This window comes from Pectobacterium cacticida (assembly GCF_036885195.1).
Lineage (GTDB): Bacteria > Pseudomonadota > Gammaproteobacteria > Enterobacterales > Enterobacteriaceae > Pectobacterium > Pectobacterium cacticida.
Map to the genome: position 1 here is coordinate 1,703,944 of NZ_CP133656.1, position 15,373 is coordinate 1,719,316.

At 50.8% G+C, this 15,373-nt stretch carries 17 protein-coding genes; 15 read left to right on the forward strand and 2 right to left on the reverse strand.

Going from position 1 to position 15,373, the window contains the following annotated elements; genetic code table 11:
* Nucleotides 1–394 precede the first annotated feature (394 nt).
* On the forward strand, nt 395–1,351 hold the full coding sequence (gene rluC, locus RFN81_RS08035) for a 23S rRNA pseudouridine(955/2504/2580) synthase RluC (RefSeq protein ID WP_264498572.1): 957 nt from the start codon (nt 395–397) through the stop codon (nt 1,349–1,351).
* Between the two features lie 72 nt (nt 1,352–1,423).
* Here rluC and RFN81_RS08040 read toward each other — a convergent pair whose 3' ends face one another.
* Nucleotides 1,424–2,011, reverse strand: coding sequence for a Maf family protein (locus RFN81_RS08040; RefSeq protein WP_264498573.1), 588 nt, complete (start codon nt 2,009–2,011; stop codon nt 1,424–1,426).
* A 139-nt stretch (nt 2,012–2,150) separates the two neighbouring features.
* Between RFN81_RS08040 and yceD the strand changes: the two genes are divergently transcribed.
* The 14 genes from yceD (at nt 2,151) to ptsG (ending at nt 14,475) form a co-directional block, all read left to right on the forward strand.
* A complete protein-coding gene (gene yceD, locus RFN81_RS08045) occupies nt 2,151–2,672 on the forward strand; it encodes a 23S rRNA accumulation protein YceD (protein ID WP_264498574.1) in 522 nt (173 codons plus the stop codon).
* Nucleotides 2,673–2,689: 17 nt separating this feature from the next.
* Nucleotides 2,690–2,860, forward strand: a complete 171-nt coding sequence (rpmF, locus tag RFN81_RS08050; protein WP_005970518.1) for a 50S ribosomal protein L32 — start codon at nt 2,690–2,692, stop codon at nt 2,858–2,860.
* A gap of 29 nt (nt 2,861–2,889) precedes the next feature.
* Nucleotides 2,890–3,930, forward strand: coding sequence for a phosphate acyltransferase PlsX (gene plsX, locus RFN81_RS08055; RefSeq protein ID WP_264498575.1), 1,041 nt, complete (start codon nt 2,890–2,892; stop codon nt 3,928–3,930).
* Between the two features lie 6 nt (nt 3,931–3,936).
* Nucleotides 3,937–4,890: a beta-ketoacyl-ACP synthase III gene (locus RFN81_RS08060; RefSeq protein ID WP_264498576.1), complete on the forward strand. Its 954-nt coding sequence runs from the start codon at nt 3,937–3,939 to the stop codon at nt 4,888–4,890.
* A gap of 17 nt (nt 4,891–4,907) precedes the next feature.
* A complete protein-coding gene (gene fabD, locus RFN81_RS08065; RefSeq protein ID WP_264498577.1) occupies nt 4,908–5,837 on the forward strand; it encodes an ACP S-malonyltransferase in 930 nt (309 codons plus the stop codon).
* A 14-nt stretch (nt 5,838–5,851) separates the two neighbouring features.
* Nucleotides 5,852–6,586 (forward strand): 3-oxoacyl-ACP reductase FabG, encoded by a 735-nt coding sequence (gene fabG, locus RFN81_RS08070; protein ID WP_264498578.1) that lies wholly within the window; start codon nt 5,852–5,854, stop codon nt 6,584–6,586.
* Between the two features lie 154 nt (nt 6,587–6,740).
* Nucleotides 6,741–6,977 (forward strand): acyl carrier protein, encoded by a 237-nt coding sequence (acpP, locus tag RFN81_RS08075; RefSeq protein ID WP_012765204.1) that lies wholly within the window; start codon nt 6,741–6,743, stop codon nt 6,975–6,977.
* A 79-nt stretch (nt 6,978–7,056) separates the two neighbouring features.
* Nucleotides 7,057–8,298: a beta-ketoacyl-ACP synthase II gene (gene fabF, locus RFN81_RS08080; protein WP_264498579.1), complete on the forward strand. Its 1,242-nt coding sequence runs from the start codon at nt 7,057–7,059 to the stop codon at nt 8,296–8,298.
* Nucleotides 8,299–8,426: 128 nt separating this feature from the next.
* Complete coding sequence (gene pabC / locus RFN81_RS08085) at nt 8,427–9,227, forward strand: aminodeoxychorismate lyase (protein WP_264498580.1); 801 nt, start codon at nt 8,427–8,429, stop codon at nt 9,225–9,227.
* 11 nt (nt 9,228–9,238) lie between these two features.
* Nucleotides 9,239–10,258 carry an endolytic transglycosylase MltG gene (gene mltG, locus RFN81_RS08090; RefSeq protein WP_264498581.1) on the forward strand — a complete coding sequence of 340 codons (1,020 nt, stop codon included), beginning with the start codon at nt 9,239–9,241 and terminating at the stop codon, nt 10,256–10,258.
* Entirely contained in the window at nt 10,248–10,907 is a 660-nt protein-coding gene (gene tmk / locus RFN81_RS08095; RefSeq protein ID WP_264498582.1) for a dTMP kinase, read from the forward strand. The genes mltG and tmk overlap by 11 nt, the downstream gene beginning before the upstream one ends.
* Nucleotides 10,907–11,920, forward strand: coding sequence for a DNA polymerase III subunit delta' (holB, locus tag RFN81_RS08100; protein ID WP_264498583.1), 1,014 nt, complete (start codon nt 10,907–10,909; stop codon nt 11,918–11,920). The genes tmk and holB overlap by 1 nt, the downstream gene beginning before the upstream one ends.
* 15 nt (nt 11,921–11,935) lie before the next feature.
* Nucleotides 11,936–12,730, forward strand: a complete 795-nt coding sequence (locus RFN81_RS08105; protein WP_264498584.1) for a metal-dependent hydrolase — start codon at nt 11,936–11,938, stop codon at nt 12,728–12,730.
* 311 nt (nt 12,731–13,041) lie between these two features.
* Entirely contained in the window at nt 13,042–14,475 is a 1,434-nt protein-coding gene (gene ptsG / locus RFN81_RS08110) for a PTS glucose transporter subunit IIBC (RefSeq protein ID WP_264498585.1), read from the forward strand.
* A gap of 108 nt (nt 14,476–14,583) precedes the next feature.
* Here the strand turns inward: ptsG and RFN81_RS08115 are convergent, their stop codons facing one another.
* Entirely contained in the window at nt 14,584–15,357 is a 774-nt protein-coding gene (locus RFN81_RS08115; RefSeq protein WP_264498586.1) for a GntR family transcriptional regulator, read from the reverse strand.
* Nucleotides 15,358–15,373 lie beyond the last annotated feature (16 nt).

Consider the following 15,373-nt stretch of genomic DNA (forward strand, 5'->3'; position numbering starts at 1 on the left):
TGATTCCATTTGCCGGTCAAGCTGCAATCCGCAGCCCGCTAACTGCTTGATTCCGCATTACGTCTTACGCCATTGCTGCGTGTATGCGTTATCAGGCAAATTGAGTAACTTCACAATTTCCCTTGTTTTATCGGAAATCCGCATGGAAAACGCAAAAGCATTATTCCACTGCTGATACCGTTATAGCAAGGCGACTTTGCCTGTCTGTACAAAAGATAGTTCTATTGCCATCACCAAGTACTTTCATCACCAAAATGGGCGGGGAGTTAATGCGACAACTCGATTGCCTCTTTGCCTCAAAAACGGTGCTACACAATCTCTTTAGGACAGACTCACAGTTAAGCACAGAAAAAGAAGTGGCGCTATTGGGTCGCTCTATTTAGAATCGCGCATCATGAAAACAGATAATCCTTCAGTACAGTTTGTCGCAATCTCCGCAGATGATGCGGGACAACGCGTCGATAATTTTTTACATACCTACTTAAAAGGGGTTCCTAAGAGCCTGGTTTACCGGATCCTGAGAAAAGGTGAGGTAAGAGTAAACAAGAAACGGGTGAAACCTGAGTATAAATTACTTGATGGCGATGAGGTTCGCATTCCGCCGGTTCGGCAGGCTGAACGGGATGAAGCGCCAGTTTCTGCCAGTCTTGGCAAAGTCGCGGCGTTGGCCGAATGCATTATTTATGAAGATGACTACTTGTTGGTGCTGAATAAGCCCTCGGGGACAGCCGTTCATGGTGGGAGTGGCCTGAGCTTCGGTGTGATTGAAGGGTTACGCGCCTTACGCCCGGAAGCGCGCTTTCTGGAGCTAGTGCACCGCCTCGATCGCGATACCTCGGGTGTTTTGCTGGTGGCAAAAAAACGCTCAGCCCTACGCGCGCTGCATGAGCAGCTACGGTTGAAAGGCATGCAAAAAGACTATCTGGCATTAGTGCGTGGCCAGTGGCAGTCGCACTGTAAGGTCGTGCAAGCCCCTTTATTGAAGAACTTATTGCAAAGCGGTGAGCGAATTGTCCGCGTAAATAGTGAAGGTAAGCCGTCAGAAACGCGGTTTAAAGTCGAAGAGCGCTTTGAGAATGCGACGCTGGTAAGGGCAAGTCCGGTCACGGGGCGCACGCATCAAATCCGTGTTCATGCACAGTATGCTGGGCATCCGATCGCCTTTGATGATCGTTATGGCGATCGGGAGTTTGATGAACGATTGGCGAACACGGGGTTAAAACGCTTATTTCTGCATGCTCAGGCGCTGCGTTTTGACCATCCCAACACGGGGGAAACGCTGAGAGTCGAGGCTCCATTAGATAGCGGGCTACGCCGCTGTCTTCAAGCGCTACGCGCGATGAAAGGATAACGACCAGCATTATTTACCGTACTGAATATTAGAACAATATTGGGACAACACATTCTGTTATCCCAATGTTCGTTATGACAATGTCAGCGGATTAACTCCTTCTTCTCTGAGCATCTGCACCAGTGCGATCAGCGGTAACCCGATGAGCGCGTTAGGGTCTCGCCCGGCTAATCGTTCAAAGAGAGTGATTCCTAATCCTTCACTTTTGAAGCTTCCCGCACAGTCCCACGGTTGTTCCTTGTTCAGATAGCCGTTAATTTCCGCATCCGTAAGTGACCTGAAATACACATCGAAAGGCTCCGCAATGCGCTGAATATGCTGTGTCGCGCTATTAAAGAGCACCAATCCTGTGTAGAAGGAAACGCACTTCCCGCTTGCCTGCTGAAGTTGCCGCGTCGCGTTAACTTTATTATGTGGTTTTCCGGTAATGGTATTATCCAAAACACAAACCTGATCGGCACCAATAATCAAATGATGAGGGTAGCGTGTGGCTAACGCCTGCGCTTTGCTTTGCGCCAGGCGGATCACGAGGTCGGCTGCATCTTCATCTACGAAAGGTGTCTCATCGACGTCTGGTGACGCGCAAATAAATGGGATGGCTAACTTTTCCAATAGGGCTCGGCGATATGATGAGGTTGAAGCGAGAACGATCTGCTGCATAATTTTTTGATAAACCGTAGCGTAATGATGAAAGGCATTTTAAACTGAACGCCGCTCTGGAAGCGAATATGGGGAAAGGCGGTGTATCACTGCCTTTTTCTTTGACTCTATATCGTTACGACGTTAATATGCGCGCCCTATGCAAAAGGTAAAATTACCCTTAACCATTGATGCGGCTCGCACCGCCCAGAAGCGTTTAGATTACGTTGGTATCTATTCGCCTGAACAGGTAGTGCGTGTTGCCGAATCAGTGGTGAGTGTGGATAGTGATGTTCAGGCTTCCTTATCTTTCAACATTGATAATCAGCGTCTTGTCGTCATTGAAGGTAATGCCGACGTTTCAGTGACGCTGATGTGCCAACGTTGCGGTACGCCGTTTGAACACCAAGTCCATGCGACATTCTGTTTTAGCCCGGTCGTCAATGATGAGCAGGCCGAAGCGTTACCGGAAGCATATGAGCCGATCAATGTTGATGCGTTTGGTGAAGTTGATCTGCTGGCAATGATTGAAGATGAAATTATTCTGATGTTGCCTATCGTTCCGGTGCATGATTCTGAACACTGTGAAGTGTCCGACGCGGATATGGTGTTTGGTCAACTGCCTGAAGAGGCGGAAAAGCCAAATCCATTTGCCGTATTAGCCAGTTTAAAGCGTAAGTAATTTAAGGAGTAAGGTCCATGGCCGTACAACAAAACAAACCTAGCCGTTCCAAACGTGGTATGCGTCGTTCACACGATGCGCTGACTACCGCTTCTGTTTCTGTAGATAAAGTTTCCGGGGAAACTCATCTGCGTCACCATATCACTGCGGATGGTTATTACCGCGGTCGTAAGGTCATTGCCAAGTAATTCTTTCGAATTATTCACAAGGCAATACGTTGACACGCCTAACTCTGGCGTTAGATGTGATGGGCGGGGATTTTGGTCCCTGCGTGACAGTGCCTGCTGCATTGCAGGCACTGGCTTCTAATCCAGCTCTCAATTTGTTATTAGTCGGCGATCCTGCTGCCATTACTCCATTACTTGCCAAAGTCAATTCTGGTTTGCTTTCTCGCTTAGAAATCGTTCCGGCTGAATCGGTTATCACGAGTGATGCAAGGCCGTCACAGGCGATTCGAACCAGTCGTGGGACATCAATGCGCGTTGCGCTTGAATTGATCAAAGATGGTAGAGCACAGGCCTGTGTGAGTGCTGGCAATACCGGTGCATTGATGGGGTTGGCGAAGCTGTTGATTAAGCCTCTTGCTGGCATTGAGCGGCCTGCACTGGTGTCCGTGTTGCCTCATCAGCAACGTGGACAGACGGTAGTGTTGGATTTGGGTGCGAACGTTGACTGCAGTAGTACGATGCTGGTGCAGTTTGCCGTGATGGGTTCAGTGATGGCGGAAGAAGTGCTGGGACTCGCTAATCCTCGGGTTGCGTTATTGAATATTGGCGCCGAGGAATGCAAAGGGCCGAGTACTATCCGCGACGCTGCGGCGAGACTGAAAGAGACGCCATCAATACATTATATAGGATATCTGGAAGGCAACGACTTGCTGACTGGGAAAACGGATGTGATGGTCTGTGACGGGTTTGTCGGGAATGTCACCCTTAAAACGCTGGAAGGCGTGGTAAGGATGTTCCTCTTACTGCTGAAACCCTCAGCGTCTGGGGCAGGGCAAAAACGGTCTTGGTGGTTGAGATGGCTGGGGCGTTTGTTACAAAAACGCCTGTCAAAGCGTTTCGGTCATTTGAATCCTGACCAATATAATGGCGCATGTCTGCTAGGATTACGGGGCATTGTAATCAAAAGCCATGGCGCTGCAAACCAAGGGGCGTTTGCGGTTGCTATTGAACAGGCCATGCAGACGGTACAGCGGCAGCTTCCCGAGCGGATTGCCGCTCGTTTAGAAGCGGTATTACCCAAGAGTGACTAAGCGTACATGTATACAAAAATAATCGGAACGGGCAGCTATCTGCCTGAAGAAATCAGGACCAACGCTGATTTGGAAAGAATGGTCGAGACGACGGACGACTGGATTGTTACGCGTACTGGAATCCGTGAGCGACGTATTGCCGCGCCGGAAGAAAACGTCGCAACCATGGGATACCGTGCCGCGCAGAAAGCGCTAGAAATGGCGAGTGTTGATCCTTGTGACGTAGGCCTTGTTATTGTTGCGACCACTTCATCAAGTCATGCCTTTCCAAGTGCCGCTTGTCAGATTCAGCAATTATTAGGCATTAAAGATACGATAGCTTTTGATCTTGCTGCTGCCTGTGCGGGATTCACTTATGCGCTAAGTGTGGCCGATCAATATATTAAAAATGGCGCAATAAAATATGCGCTGGTGATCGGTTCTGACACGTTGTCCCGAACATTAGATCCAGAAGATCGCGGTACGTTAATACTGTTTGGTGATGGCGCGGGAGCGGTGCTGCTAACGCCTTCAGAACAGCCCGGCATTCTTTCAACCCACCTGCATGCCGATGGTCGCTATGGCGAATTATTGACACTGCCACATCAAGGCCGTAATCGTGCGGATGCGCCGGCCTATCTGACGATGGCAGGCAATGAAGTCTTTAAAGTCGCTGTTACGGAGCTGGCACACATTGTTGATGAAACACTCCAAGCAGCACAATTGAATAAAAGTGAATTGGATTGGCTTGTGCCTCATCAGGCCAACTTACGCATCATTACTGCGACGGCGAAAAAGTTGGGGATGGGGATGGATAAAGTCGTTGTGACGCTCGATCGCCATGGTAATACCTCTGCGGCATCAGTGCCTTCAGCGCTTGATGAAGCCGTGCGCGATGGGCGTATTAAACCAGGACAATTGGTGCTGCTGGAAGCCTTCGGGGGCGGTTTTACCTGGGGTTCCGCCCTGATTCGTTTTTAATTAAACAGGATTGTGATATGACGCAATTTGCAATGGTGTTTCCCGGTCAGGGATCGCAAACGGTGGGAATGCTGGCTGAGTTGGCGGCGGTACACCCGATCGTAACTGAGACGTTTGCTCAGGCTTCTGAAACGTTAGGCTATGATTTGTGGCGACTTACCCAGCACGGGCCAGTTGAAGAGTTAAATAAAACCTGGCAGACGCAGCCTGCGTTACTGACCGCATCAGTGGCTATCTGGCGTATTTGGCAACAGTTGGGTGGGAAATCCCCTGCGCTGATGTCTGGTCACAGTCTTGGTGAATATTCTGCGCTGGTGTGTGCCGGTGTTTTAGACTTCCAGCAAGCAGTCCGACTCGTCGAACTGCGTGGCAAATTGATGCAGGAAGCGGTTCCGGAAGGAACCGGGGCGATGTCTGCGATTATCGGGCTTGATAACGATGCCATTGTCAAAGCGTGTGAAGAATCCGCACAAGGGCAGATTGTCTCTCCGGTGAACTTCAACTCACCGGGTCAGGTGGTCATTGCTGGCAATAAGGATGCCGTTGAGCGAGCAGGTGCAGCCTGTAAGGCCGCGGGAGCTAAGCGTGCGCTACCGCTGCCTGTCAGCGTGCCGTCACACTGTGCACTGATGGAGCCTGCAGCGAAGAAGCTTGCGATCGCATTGGAGTCGGTGGTCTTTCATCGCCCACTAATTCCGGTAGTTAATAACGTTGATGCCCGCATAGAGACGACACCCGAAGCCATTCGCGATGCGTTAGTGCGCCAACTTTATTGTCCTGTGCGCTGGACTGATTGTGTTGAATTTATGGCTTCTCAGGGCATTGAATCTCTGTTGGAAGTTGGGCCGGGTAAAGTGCTGACTGGCTTAACCAAGCGAATCGTCGATACGTTGACCGCAGCGGCGATAAACGATCCTGCTTCGCTATCAGCAGCGATTGGAAAATAAGAACGGAGAAAACAATGAGTTTTGAGGGGAAAGTTGCCCTGGTTACAGGTGCAAGCCGTGGCATTGGGCGTGCTATCGCCGAGACGTTGGCTGCCCGCGGGGCAAAAGTCATTGGTACTGCGACCAGCGACAAAGGCGCTGAGGAGATTGGCGGTTGGTTAGGTGAAAACGGTAGAGGTTATCGGTTGAATGTTACCGATGCCGCATCGGTAGAACAGGTGTTGGCGGAGGTTCGCGCCGAATTTGGCGATGTTGACATTCTCATTAATAATGCCGGCATCACCCGCGATAATCTGCTGATGCGCATGAAAGACGACGAATGGCAGGATATTCTTGATACCAATTTAACGTCGGTATTCCGTATGTCTAAAGCAGTAATGCGTACCATGATGAAGAAACGTTTTGGGCGGATTATTACTATTGGTTCGGTCGTAGGATGCATGGGGAACGCGGGGCAAGCCAACTATGCAGCCGCGAAGGCGGGGCTGATTGGTTTTAGTAAATCCCTCGCCCGCGAAGTCGCTTCTCGTGGCATTACCGTCAATGTTGTTGCGCCTGGGTTTATTGAAACAGATATGACTCAGGCATTGACAGATGAACAGCGAGCAGGCATTTTGACGCAGGTTCCAGCTAACCGACTCGGTGAAGCGAGAGAAATTGCCAGTGCTGTTGCATTTTTAGCCTCTGATGACGCCGCTTACATCACCGGAGAAACGCTTCATGTGAATGGCGGCATGTATATGATCTAAAAAGCGCGAAAACTATTTGCATTATTTGCGGTGATAACCGCAAAATAGCATAAAATCGTGGTTCGACCAGCCGAGATTTTGTTGCATCTTTTCAAACATTTTATACACTACGAAAACCATCGCGAAAGCGAGTTTTGATAGGAAATTTAAGAGTATGAGCACTATCGAAGAACGCGTTAAGAAAATCATCGTTGAACAGCTTGGTGTTAAACCGGAAGAAGTCGTGAACAATGCTTCTTTCGTTGATGACCTCGGCGCTGATTCTCTTGACACCGTTGAGCTGGTAATGGCTCTGGAAGAAGAATTCGACACTGAAATTCCAGACGAAGAAGCCGAAAAGATCACGACTGTTCAGGCAGCCATTGATTTCATTCAGGCTAACCAGCAGTAAGCGAACATATCTAGGCGGTCATTCGACCGCCTAAGTTTTTTGTCCCGCAGTGTTTTTTTTCCCTCCCTGGAGGATAAGCGTGTCTAAGCGTCGAGTAGTTGTGACCGGACTTGGCATGTTATCTCCTGTCGGCAACACAGTTGAGTCTACCTGGAGTGCTCTTCTTGCCGGTCAGAGTGGTATCAGCCTAATCGACCATTTCGATACTAGTGCCTACGCAACGCGTTTTGCTGGCTTAGTAAAGAATTTTAATTCTGAGGAATACATTTCGCGTAAAGAAGCACGCAAAATGGATGCCTTTATTCAATACGGGGTTGCTGTTGGCATTCAAGCCATGCAGGACTCCGGTCTGGAAATTACGGAAGAGAATGCCCCACGCATCGGTGCGGCAATAGGTTCCGGTATTGGTGGTCTGGGTCTTATTGAAGATAACCACACTGCACTGGTGAACGGCGGCCCGCGTAAAATCAGTCCGTTCTTTGTGCCGTCAACTATCGTCAATATGGTGGCAGGGCACCTGACTATTATGTACGGCCTACGTGGCCCGAGTATCTCTATTGCGACGGCCTGTACGTCTGGCGTGCATAATATTGGCCAGGCAGCGCGTATTATTGCTTATAACGATGCGGATGTGATGCTGGCCGGTGGCGCAGAAAAGGCCAGTACGCCACTAGGCGTCGGTGGATTTGGCGCGGCCCGCGCATTGTCAACGCGTAATGATAATCCTCAAGCGGCAAGCCGCCCGTGGGATAAAGATCGGGATGGCTTTGTACTGGGCGATGGCGCTGGCCTCATGGTACTTGAAGAGTATGAGCATGCGAAAAAACGCGGTGCGAAAATCTATGCCGAAGTCGTTGGGTTTGGTATGAGCAGCGACGCCTATCATATGACGTCTCCGCCGGAGAACGGATCGGGTGCGGCGCTGGCGATGGAAAACGCGCTACGCGACGCTGGTGTGTCAACGAGCCAGATTGGTTATATCAACGCGCACGGTACATCTACGCCTGCCGGGGATAAGGCAGAGACACAGGCAGTGAAATCGGTTTTTGGTGACGATGCACGTCGCGTTCTGGTGAGTTCAACGAAATCGATGACGGGGCATTTGCTCGGTGCCGCGGGTGCAGTGGAATCTATCTTTAGTATTCTTGCCCTGCGCGACCAGAGTGTTCCGCCAACGATTAACCTGGATAATCCTGATGAAGGCTGCGATCTGGATTTTGTGCCACATGAAGCGCGTCAGGTTAGCAATCTGGAATACGTACTCTGTAATTCTTTCGGCTTCGGAGGAACCAACGGGTCGCTGATCTTCCGTAAGATTTGATCGCCGTTGTGATGTGAAAAACCCGGTTTCCGGGTTTTTTTTTGCCGATGATAAAATCAGATATGCCTACTTGTTTGCCACCTTGCTTCACTGGCAAGCTGGCGGTAATGAATAGAGCGGAGCCGATTATGTTATGGGTTAATGGCCGGTTACAGGAACAGCTTTCGGTGTTCGATCGGGCAACACAATATGGTGATGGCTGTTTCACGACAGCGAGAGTCCACGCCGGAGAGGTGATGTGGCTGGATAGCCACATCGCGCGTCTGCAACAGGCCGCTTCGCGTCTATTATTCCCAGAGGTTGACTGGGAAAGTTTGATCGCGGAGATGAAGCAGGCGGCTCGGGGGCAGGCCAGCGCGGTAGTGAAAGCGATGCTCACGCGGGGGGCCGGGGGGCGAGGCTACAGCGTGCGGGGTTGCATGTCGCCGACGCGAATTGTCATCCGGTCAGATTATCCAGTGCATTACGCCGTTTGGCGCAAGCAAGGGATCACCCTGAATCTCAGCCCTGTTGCGCTGGCTAAAAGTCCGTTGCTAGCGGGAATTAAGCATCTGAATCGGCTCGAACAAGTGCTGATTCGCGCGCATCTCGACCAGACCTCCGCCGATGACGCGCTTGTGCTCGACACGGATGGCGCGTTGGTGGAGTGCAGTTCCGCTAATTTATTTTGGCGGAAAGGAAAGCAAGTTTATACGCCGGATCTTTCTCAGTCGGGGGTGAATGGCGTTGCCCGGCAACATATTATCGCTTCACTGGCAGATTCCGATTTCGAGTTGCAGATTGTCAGTGAACCGCTAAGCGCATTAGCCGAGGCGGAAGAGGTGTTGATCTGTAATGCACTAATGCCGGTAGTTGCTGTCAATCAGGCACATGTCTGGCGCTACCACTCACGGACGCTCTATCAATTTCTGAGCTCTGACGGCGAGTAGAAGGTTGATTAATGAAGATAAAGAGAATCGCTTTACTGATTATCGCGGCGGGTATTCTGATGTTGCTGATAGCATGGCAGAAAATGCAGCGTTTTGCTGATTCGCCATTGGCTATCACAAAAGAGACCCTTTTCACGCTTCCGGCTGGAACGGGAAGAGAGGGGCTGGAAACGCTGCTTCTCGATCAAAAAATCATTAACGATGGCGCCTTTTTGCCATGGCTGCTGCGTTTTGAACCGGAATTGGCGCAATTTAAAGCGGGAACGTATCGTTTTACTCAAGGTATGAACGTCCGTGAGATGCTTGCCTTGTTATCCAGTGGGAAGGAAGCACAATTTTCTATCCGTTTTATCGAAGGTTCGCGTCTGAAAGAATGGCTGAACATATTGCAGCAAGCACCCTATATTCAGCATACGCTGGTTGGCAAAACTGAGCAGGTCATAGCCGGTCAGTTAGGCATTCGCAATACTAACGGCCTGGAAGGGTGGTTTTATCCCGATACCTATTCATATACGGCGGGTACGAGCGATAGCGCGCTATTGCTGCGGGCGCATCAGCGTATGAAAAAAATGGTAGATGAAATATGGAAAGGGAGAGAAGCAGGGTTACCGTATACTACGCCAGGCGAGTTGTTAACGATGGCATCTATCATTGAAAAAGAAACGGCGATCAATGAAGAGCGCAAGCAGGTCGCTTCTGTTTTTGTCAATCGTTTACGACGAGGCATGCGTTTACAAACTGACCCAACGGTAATTTATGGCATGGGCGACGATTATAAAGGCGTGATAACGCGTAAAGCACTAGACACGCCGACACCTTATAATACCTATATCATTTCCGGCTTGCCGCCGACACCTATTGCCATGCCCGGAAAAGCATCACTGGATGCGGCGGCGCATCCGGCCAAAACGGCATTCCTCTATTTTGTGGCGGATGGGAAAGGTGGGCACCGTTTTACCACTAACCTGGCGGATCATAATCGTGCCGTAAGGGTATACCGCTCAACGTTAAAGGAACGTGATGGACAGTAAATTTATCGTCATCGAAGGGTTGGAGGGCGCAGGCAAGACGACCGCACGCAACATCGTATTGAAAACGCTTCAGTTGCACGGTGTGAAAGACGTGGTATTTACCCGTGAACCCGGCGGTACACCGTTGGCGGAAAAGTTACGTGAACTCATTAAACAAGGAATGGACGATGAGAAGATTACCGATAAAGCGGAGGTCCTGATGTTGTATGCCGCCAGAGTGCAACTGGTGGATAACGTCATAAAACCGGCTCTGGCTAATGGGCAATGGGTTATCGGCGATCGTCACGATCTCTCTTCACAGGCTTATCAGGGCGGTGGGCGCGGCATCGATCAGCATCTGTTACGTACACTGCGCGATACCGTACTGGGAGATTTCCGACCTGACTTAACGCTTTACCTTGATTTACCGCCCGCGATCGGCTTGCAGCGCGCGCGTCAGCGAGGGGAACTGGACAGGATTGAGCAGGCGTCGCTGGATTTCTTTGAGCGTATCCGCGCGCGCTATCAGGAACTGGCAGGGCAGGACGAGAGTATTCTGACGATCGATGCTTCACAGCCTCTTGATGTCGTCGGTGCGGACATTCGCGCCGTGCTAGAGCAATGGTTGCAGCAACAAGGGCTGAAGCCTGCCGTGCAAGGGGGATGCTAGTGGAGTGGTATCCGTGGCTGAATGCACCTTATCGCCAGCTTATCGCTCAATATCAAGCGGGTAGGGGGCATCATGCGGTGCTATTACACGCTTTGCCGGGGATGGGCGACGAATCGCTTTTTTATGCGCTAAGCCGATGGTTGATCTGCCAACGGCCCGATGGGGTGAAAAGTTGCGGTCATTGTCACGCTTGCCATCTAATGATGGCGGGGACGCACCCAGACTGGCATAGGTTAAGCCCGGAGAAAGGCAAACAAAATCTGGGCGTCGATCCAGTACGTGACGTCGTAGAAAAGATATACCAGCATTCTCAACAAGGCGGCGCAAAAGTGATCTGGCTGTCTGCCGCCGAGCTTCTGACAGATGCCGCCGCGAATGCGTTATTGAAAACGCTGGAAGAGCCGCCGCAGAATACCTATTTTTTATTGGGTTGCCGTGATCCCGCTCGATTACTGGCTACATTGCGCAGCCGCTGTCTGTATTACTATCTGGATGTTCCTGGCGAGAGGCAGAGTATACCGTGGTTGAACGCCCGCCATCCTTATGACGCCGAAGCGTTACGTACGGCATTAAGATTGCAATCGGGGGCGCCGCTCGCCGCAGAAGCGTTATTGCAACCGGAGCGCTGGCAGCAACGAAGTGCATTATGCCAAGTATTGTCTGCCGCGCTGACTTCTCGCGATGGGCTTGCGTTACTGCCCACATTGAATCATGAAGATGCCGATACGCGTATTCACTGGTTGACGACATTATTGCTGGATGCGATGAAATGGCAATTGGGGGCGGGCGCATCGGTGGTGAATCTGGATCAGGTAGAATTGGTTACGCGTTTGGCAAGTGAACCTGCTGCACATTTGCAGTACGAGCTGTCGATGTGGTTGTCCTGCCGACAAAAATTGTTGACCATTACTGGCGTGAATCGAGAGCTACTGCTAACGGAACGTTTACTTGATAGCGAACGTACGTTTGTCTCCCCGGTGGTGCGCGACAGCCATCCCTTTCTGTTTAATTAATATTGAGTAACTATCATGTTGTTAGTCGATTCTCATTGTCATCTTGACGGCCTGGATTATCAGTCTTTACATAACGACGTTTCCGATGTGTTGGAGAAAGCGAAACGTCGCGATGTTGGTTTCTGTTTGGCGGTTGCCACAACGCTACCCGGCTATCGCGCCATGGTGGAGTTAATCGGCGAGCGTGATGACGTTGCGTTCTCCTGCGGTGTGCACCCGTTGAATCAAGAAGCGCCTTATGATTATGCTGAATTACGTGAGCTTGCCAGCGCTAGCCGTGTGGTGGCGCTGGGAGAAACCGGTCTGGACTATTTCTATCAACAGGAGACGAAAGCCCAGCAGCAGTCATCGTTTTGCGAACATATCCGTATTGGCAATGATCTGAACAAGCCGGTTATCGTGCATACGCGTTCTGCTCGTGCAGATACGTTGGCAATTCTACGCGAAGAACATGCCGAGAAATGTGGCGGTGTCCTGCACTGTTTTACGGAAGACTTGGCAACGGCGAAAGCCTTGTTGGATATGGGGTTCTATATCTCTTTTTCGGGGATCGTGACATTCCGTAATGCCGAAGAATTGCGCAGTGTCGCGCGCTACGTACCGCTGGAACGCATGCTGATTGAGACCGATTCCCCTTGGCTGGCGCCAGTGCCGTTTCGGGGGCAGGAAAACCAACCCGCATACGTACGGGATGTGGCGGAACATCTCGCGATACTGAAAGGAATACCGTTGGAAACGCTTGCCGCAACAACGACAGAAAACTTCTCGCGTTTATTCCATGTCGATCCACTTCGATTGACATCTGCCTAATGGGGCGGGAAGAGGTTAATTATTTTAATCTGTGTAATTAATCGTGCCGTAACATCCCTGACATGGAGTTTTTTCTTTTCCCTTGAGCCTGATTTTTAGCGAGATATCGCTAAAAATCGCAACATTTATTCGAGTTCAGGCTGCGGGGTTGTCGAAACGTGATAGTAATCAAACATTGCGACCGCTATTTATTTTACTCTGCGTAAAAATTAAAGGGGGCTAAGACACCCCATTGCGCAAAGCCGCCCCGCGTCTTTGGTCAAATGTTGTATCGGAAGTGAAAGCACTATTACTCAGGAGCACACTCAATTATGTTTAAGAATGCATTCGCCAACCTGCAAAAAGTAGGTAAATCGCTAATGCTGCCCGTATCCGTACTGCCTATAGCCGGTATTCTGCTAGGCGTCGGTTCGGCCAATTTTAGCTGGTTGCCCGCGATCGTCTCCAGCGTCATGGCGCAAGCCGGTGACTCAGTATTTGCCAACATGCCGCTGATATTTGCTATTGGCGTCGCACTAGGATTCACGAATAACGACGGCGTATCCGCTTTGGCGGCAGTAGTTGCCTATGGCATTATGGTGAAAACGATGGCGGCGATTGCGCCGTTGGTCCTTAATCTTCCGGCGGCGGAGATAGCGGAAAAGCATCTGGCCGATACCGGCGTACTAGGTGGGATCATCGCGGGTGGGATTGCCGCCTATATGTTTAACCGTTTTTACCGTATTCAATTGCCGGAATATCTGGGGTTCTTTGCCGGTAAACGCTTCGTACCGATTATTTCCGGCCTGACGGCAATTGCCACCGGTCTGGTGCTTTCTTTCGTCTGGCCGCCAGTGGGAAGCGCCATCCAAACGTTTTCTCATTGGGCGGCTTATCAGAATCCCGTTCTGGCGTTTGGCCTGTACGGACTGGTTGAACGTTCTCTGGTGCCGTTTGGTCTGCACCACATTTGGAACGTGCCCTTCCAAATGCAAATCGGTGAATTCACCAATGCGGCGGGCCAGGTATTCCACGGTGATATCCCTCGCTACATGGCTGGCGATCCGACCGCAGGAAAACTTTCCGGTGGTTTTTTGTTCAAAATGTATGGTCTGCCGGCAGCCGCTATTGCTATTTGGCATTCTGCCAAACCAGAAAACCGCGCAAAAGTAGGCGGTATTATGATCTCAGCGGCGCTGACCTCGTTCCTCACGGGGATCACAGAGCCTATTGAGTTCTCATTTATGTTTGTTGCGCCAATCCTGTACGTGATTCATGCCATTCTGGCTGGTTTGGCATTCCCAATCTGCATCTTACTGGGGATGCGCGACGGTACCAGCTTCTCTCATGGCCTAATCGATTTCGTGGTACTTAGCGGCAACGGTAGCAACCTATGGCTGTTTCCGATCGTAGGGCTAGGGTATGCGCTAGTTTACTACACCCTGTTTCGCGTGCTGATTGTTAAACTCAACCTGAAGACACCGGGGCGTGAAGATAGCGCGGCTGAACAGGCAACGCAGGATAGCGGCGAAATGGCGGCCGCCCTGGTTAGCGCATTTGGCGGAAAAGAAAATATCACAAATCTGGATGCCTGCATCACTCGTCTGCGTGTTAGCGTCGCCGATATTGCCAAGGTAGATCAGGCTGGCCTGAAGAAACTCGGCGCCGCCGGTGTGGTCATTGCTGGATCGGGTGTTCAGGCTATATTTGGCACGAAATCCGATAACCTGAAAACCGATATGGATGACTACATTCGTAACCACTGATTACCATTGATAACCACTGATGTGACATTGACATGTGGCAAAGGGGCGAAAGCCCCTTTTTGAAGTAGGGTTGTGGAAGAGTAAGCCAGTTGGCATCGGCTCTTGCGATCATCTAATCTCATTCACATACATAAAATGATCGGTATTAAACCGGTGATGCGCCATGATCACCGGTATGGTGCTTTGATCAAAAGACACTTCGTCTATCACCATCACCGCGTGCGGCGCGTTAAGCTCCAGCCATTTCAGGTCGTCAGTATCAGCCAGTTCAGCGATTAACTGCTCGCGCACCGCCGCCACACGAATACCATATTTTTCCAGAAGAAAGCGGTACAGCAGAGGCGGTAAGTTATCGGCAGCAGGGAAATCGGGAAGACGCTCAGCCGGTAACACTAGCCGCTCGTGCATAGCAGGAATACCATTTACTCGGCGTAACCGACGAATGCGGATCACCGATGCCTCTGTATTGATTTGCAGCTTTTCGGCTTCATGCGCATTGGCAACGCCGATTTGGTAATCCAACAGAATCGTTTCGGAATTTAGCAGCGCACCGTTGCGGCCATGCATACGGAAATACTGGAAGAAATAGCTTAGATTATGCAATGGTGCCCATCCAGTGACCACGGTGCCGGTCTTGCGGCGGCGCATCAGCATTCCTTCCGCAGTCAATGCCGACAGGGCTTTACGTACCGTCCCGACCGAAACCCCGAAGTCCGCCGCCAAAGCGTTTTCACTTGGCAACACGGTACCCGGCGGCAACTCGCCTATCAGAATAGATTCGCTGATGTGGCGCTTCACCACTTCATATAATGGTGCAGATTCCCTTTCGCTTAAGCGGCCAAAAGGGGATGCGTCCTGCTCTGATTTATTTTGTTGTGTCATAAGTGATTATCTATTG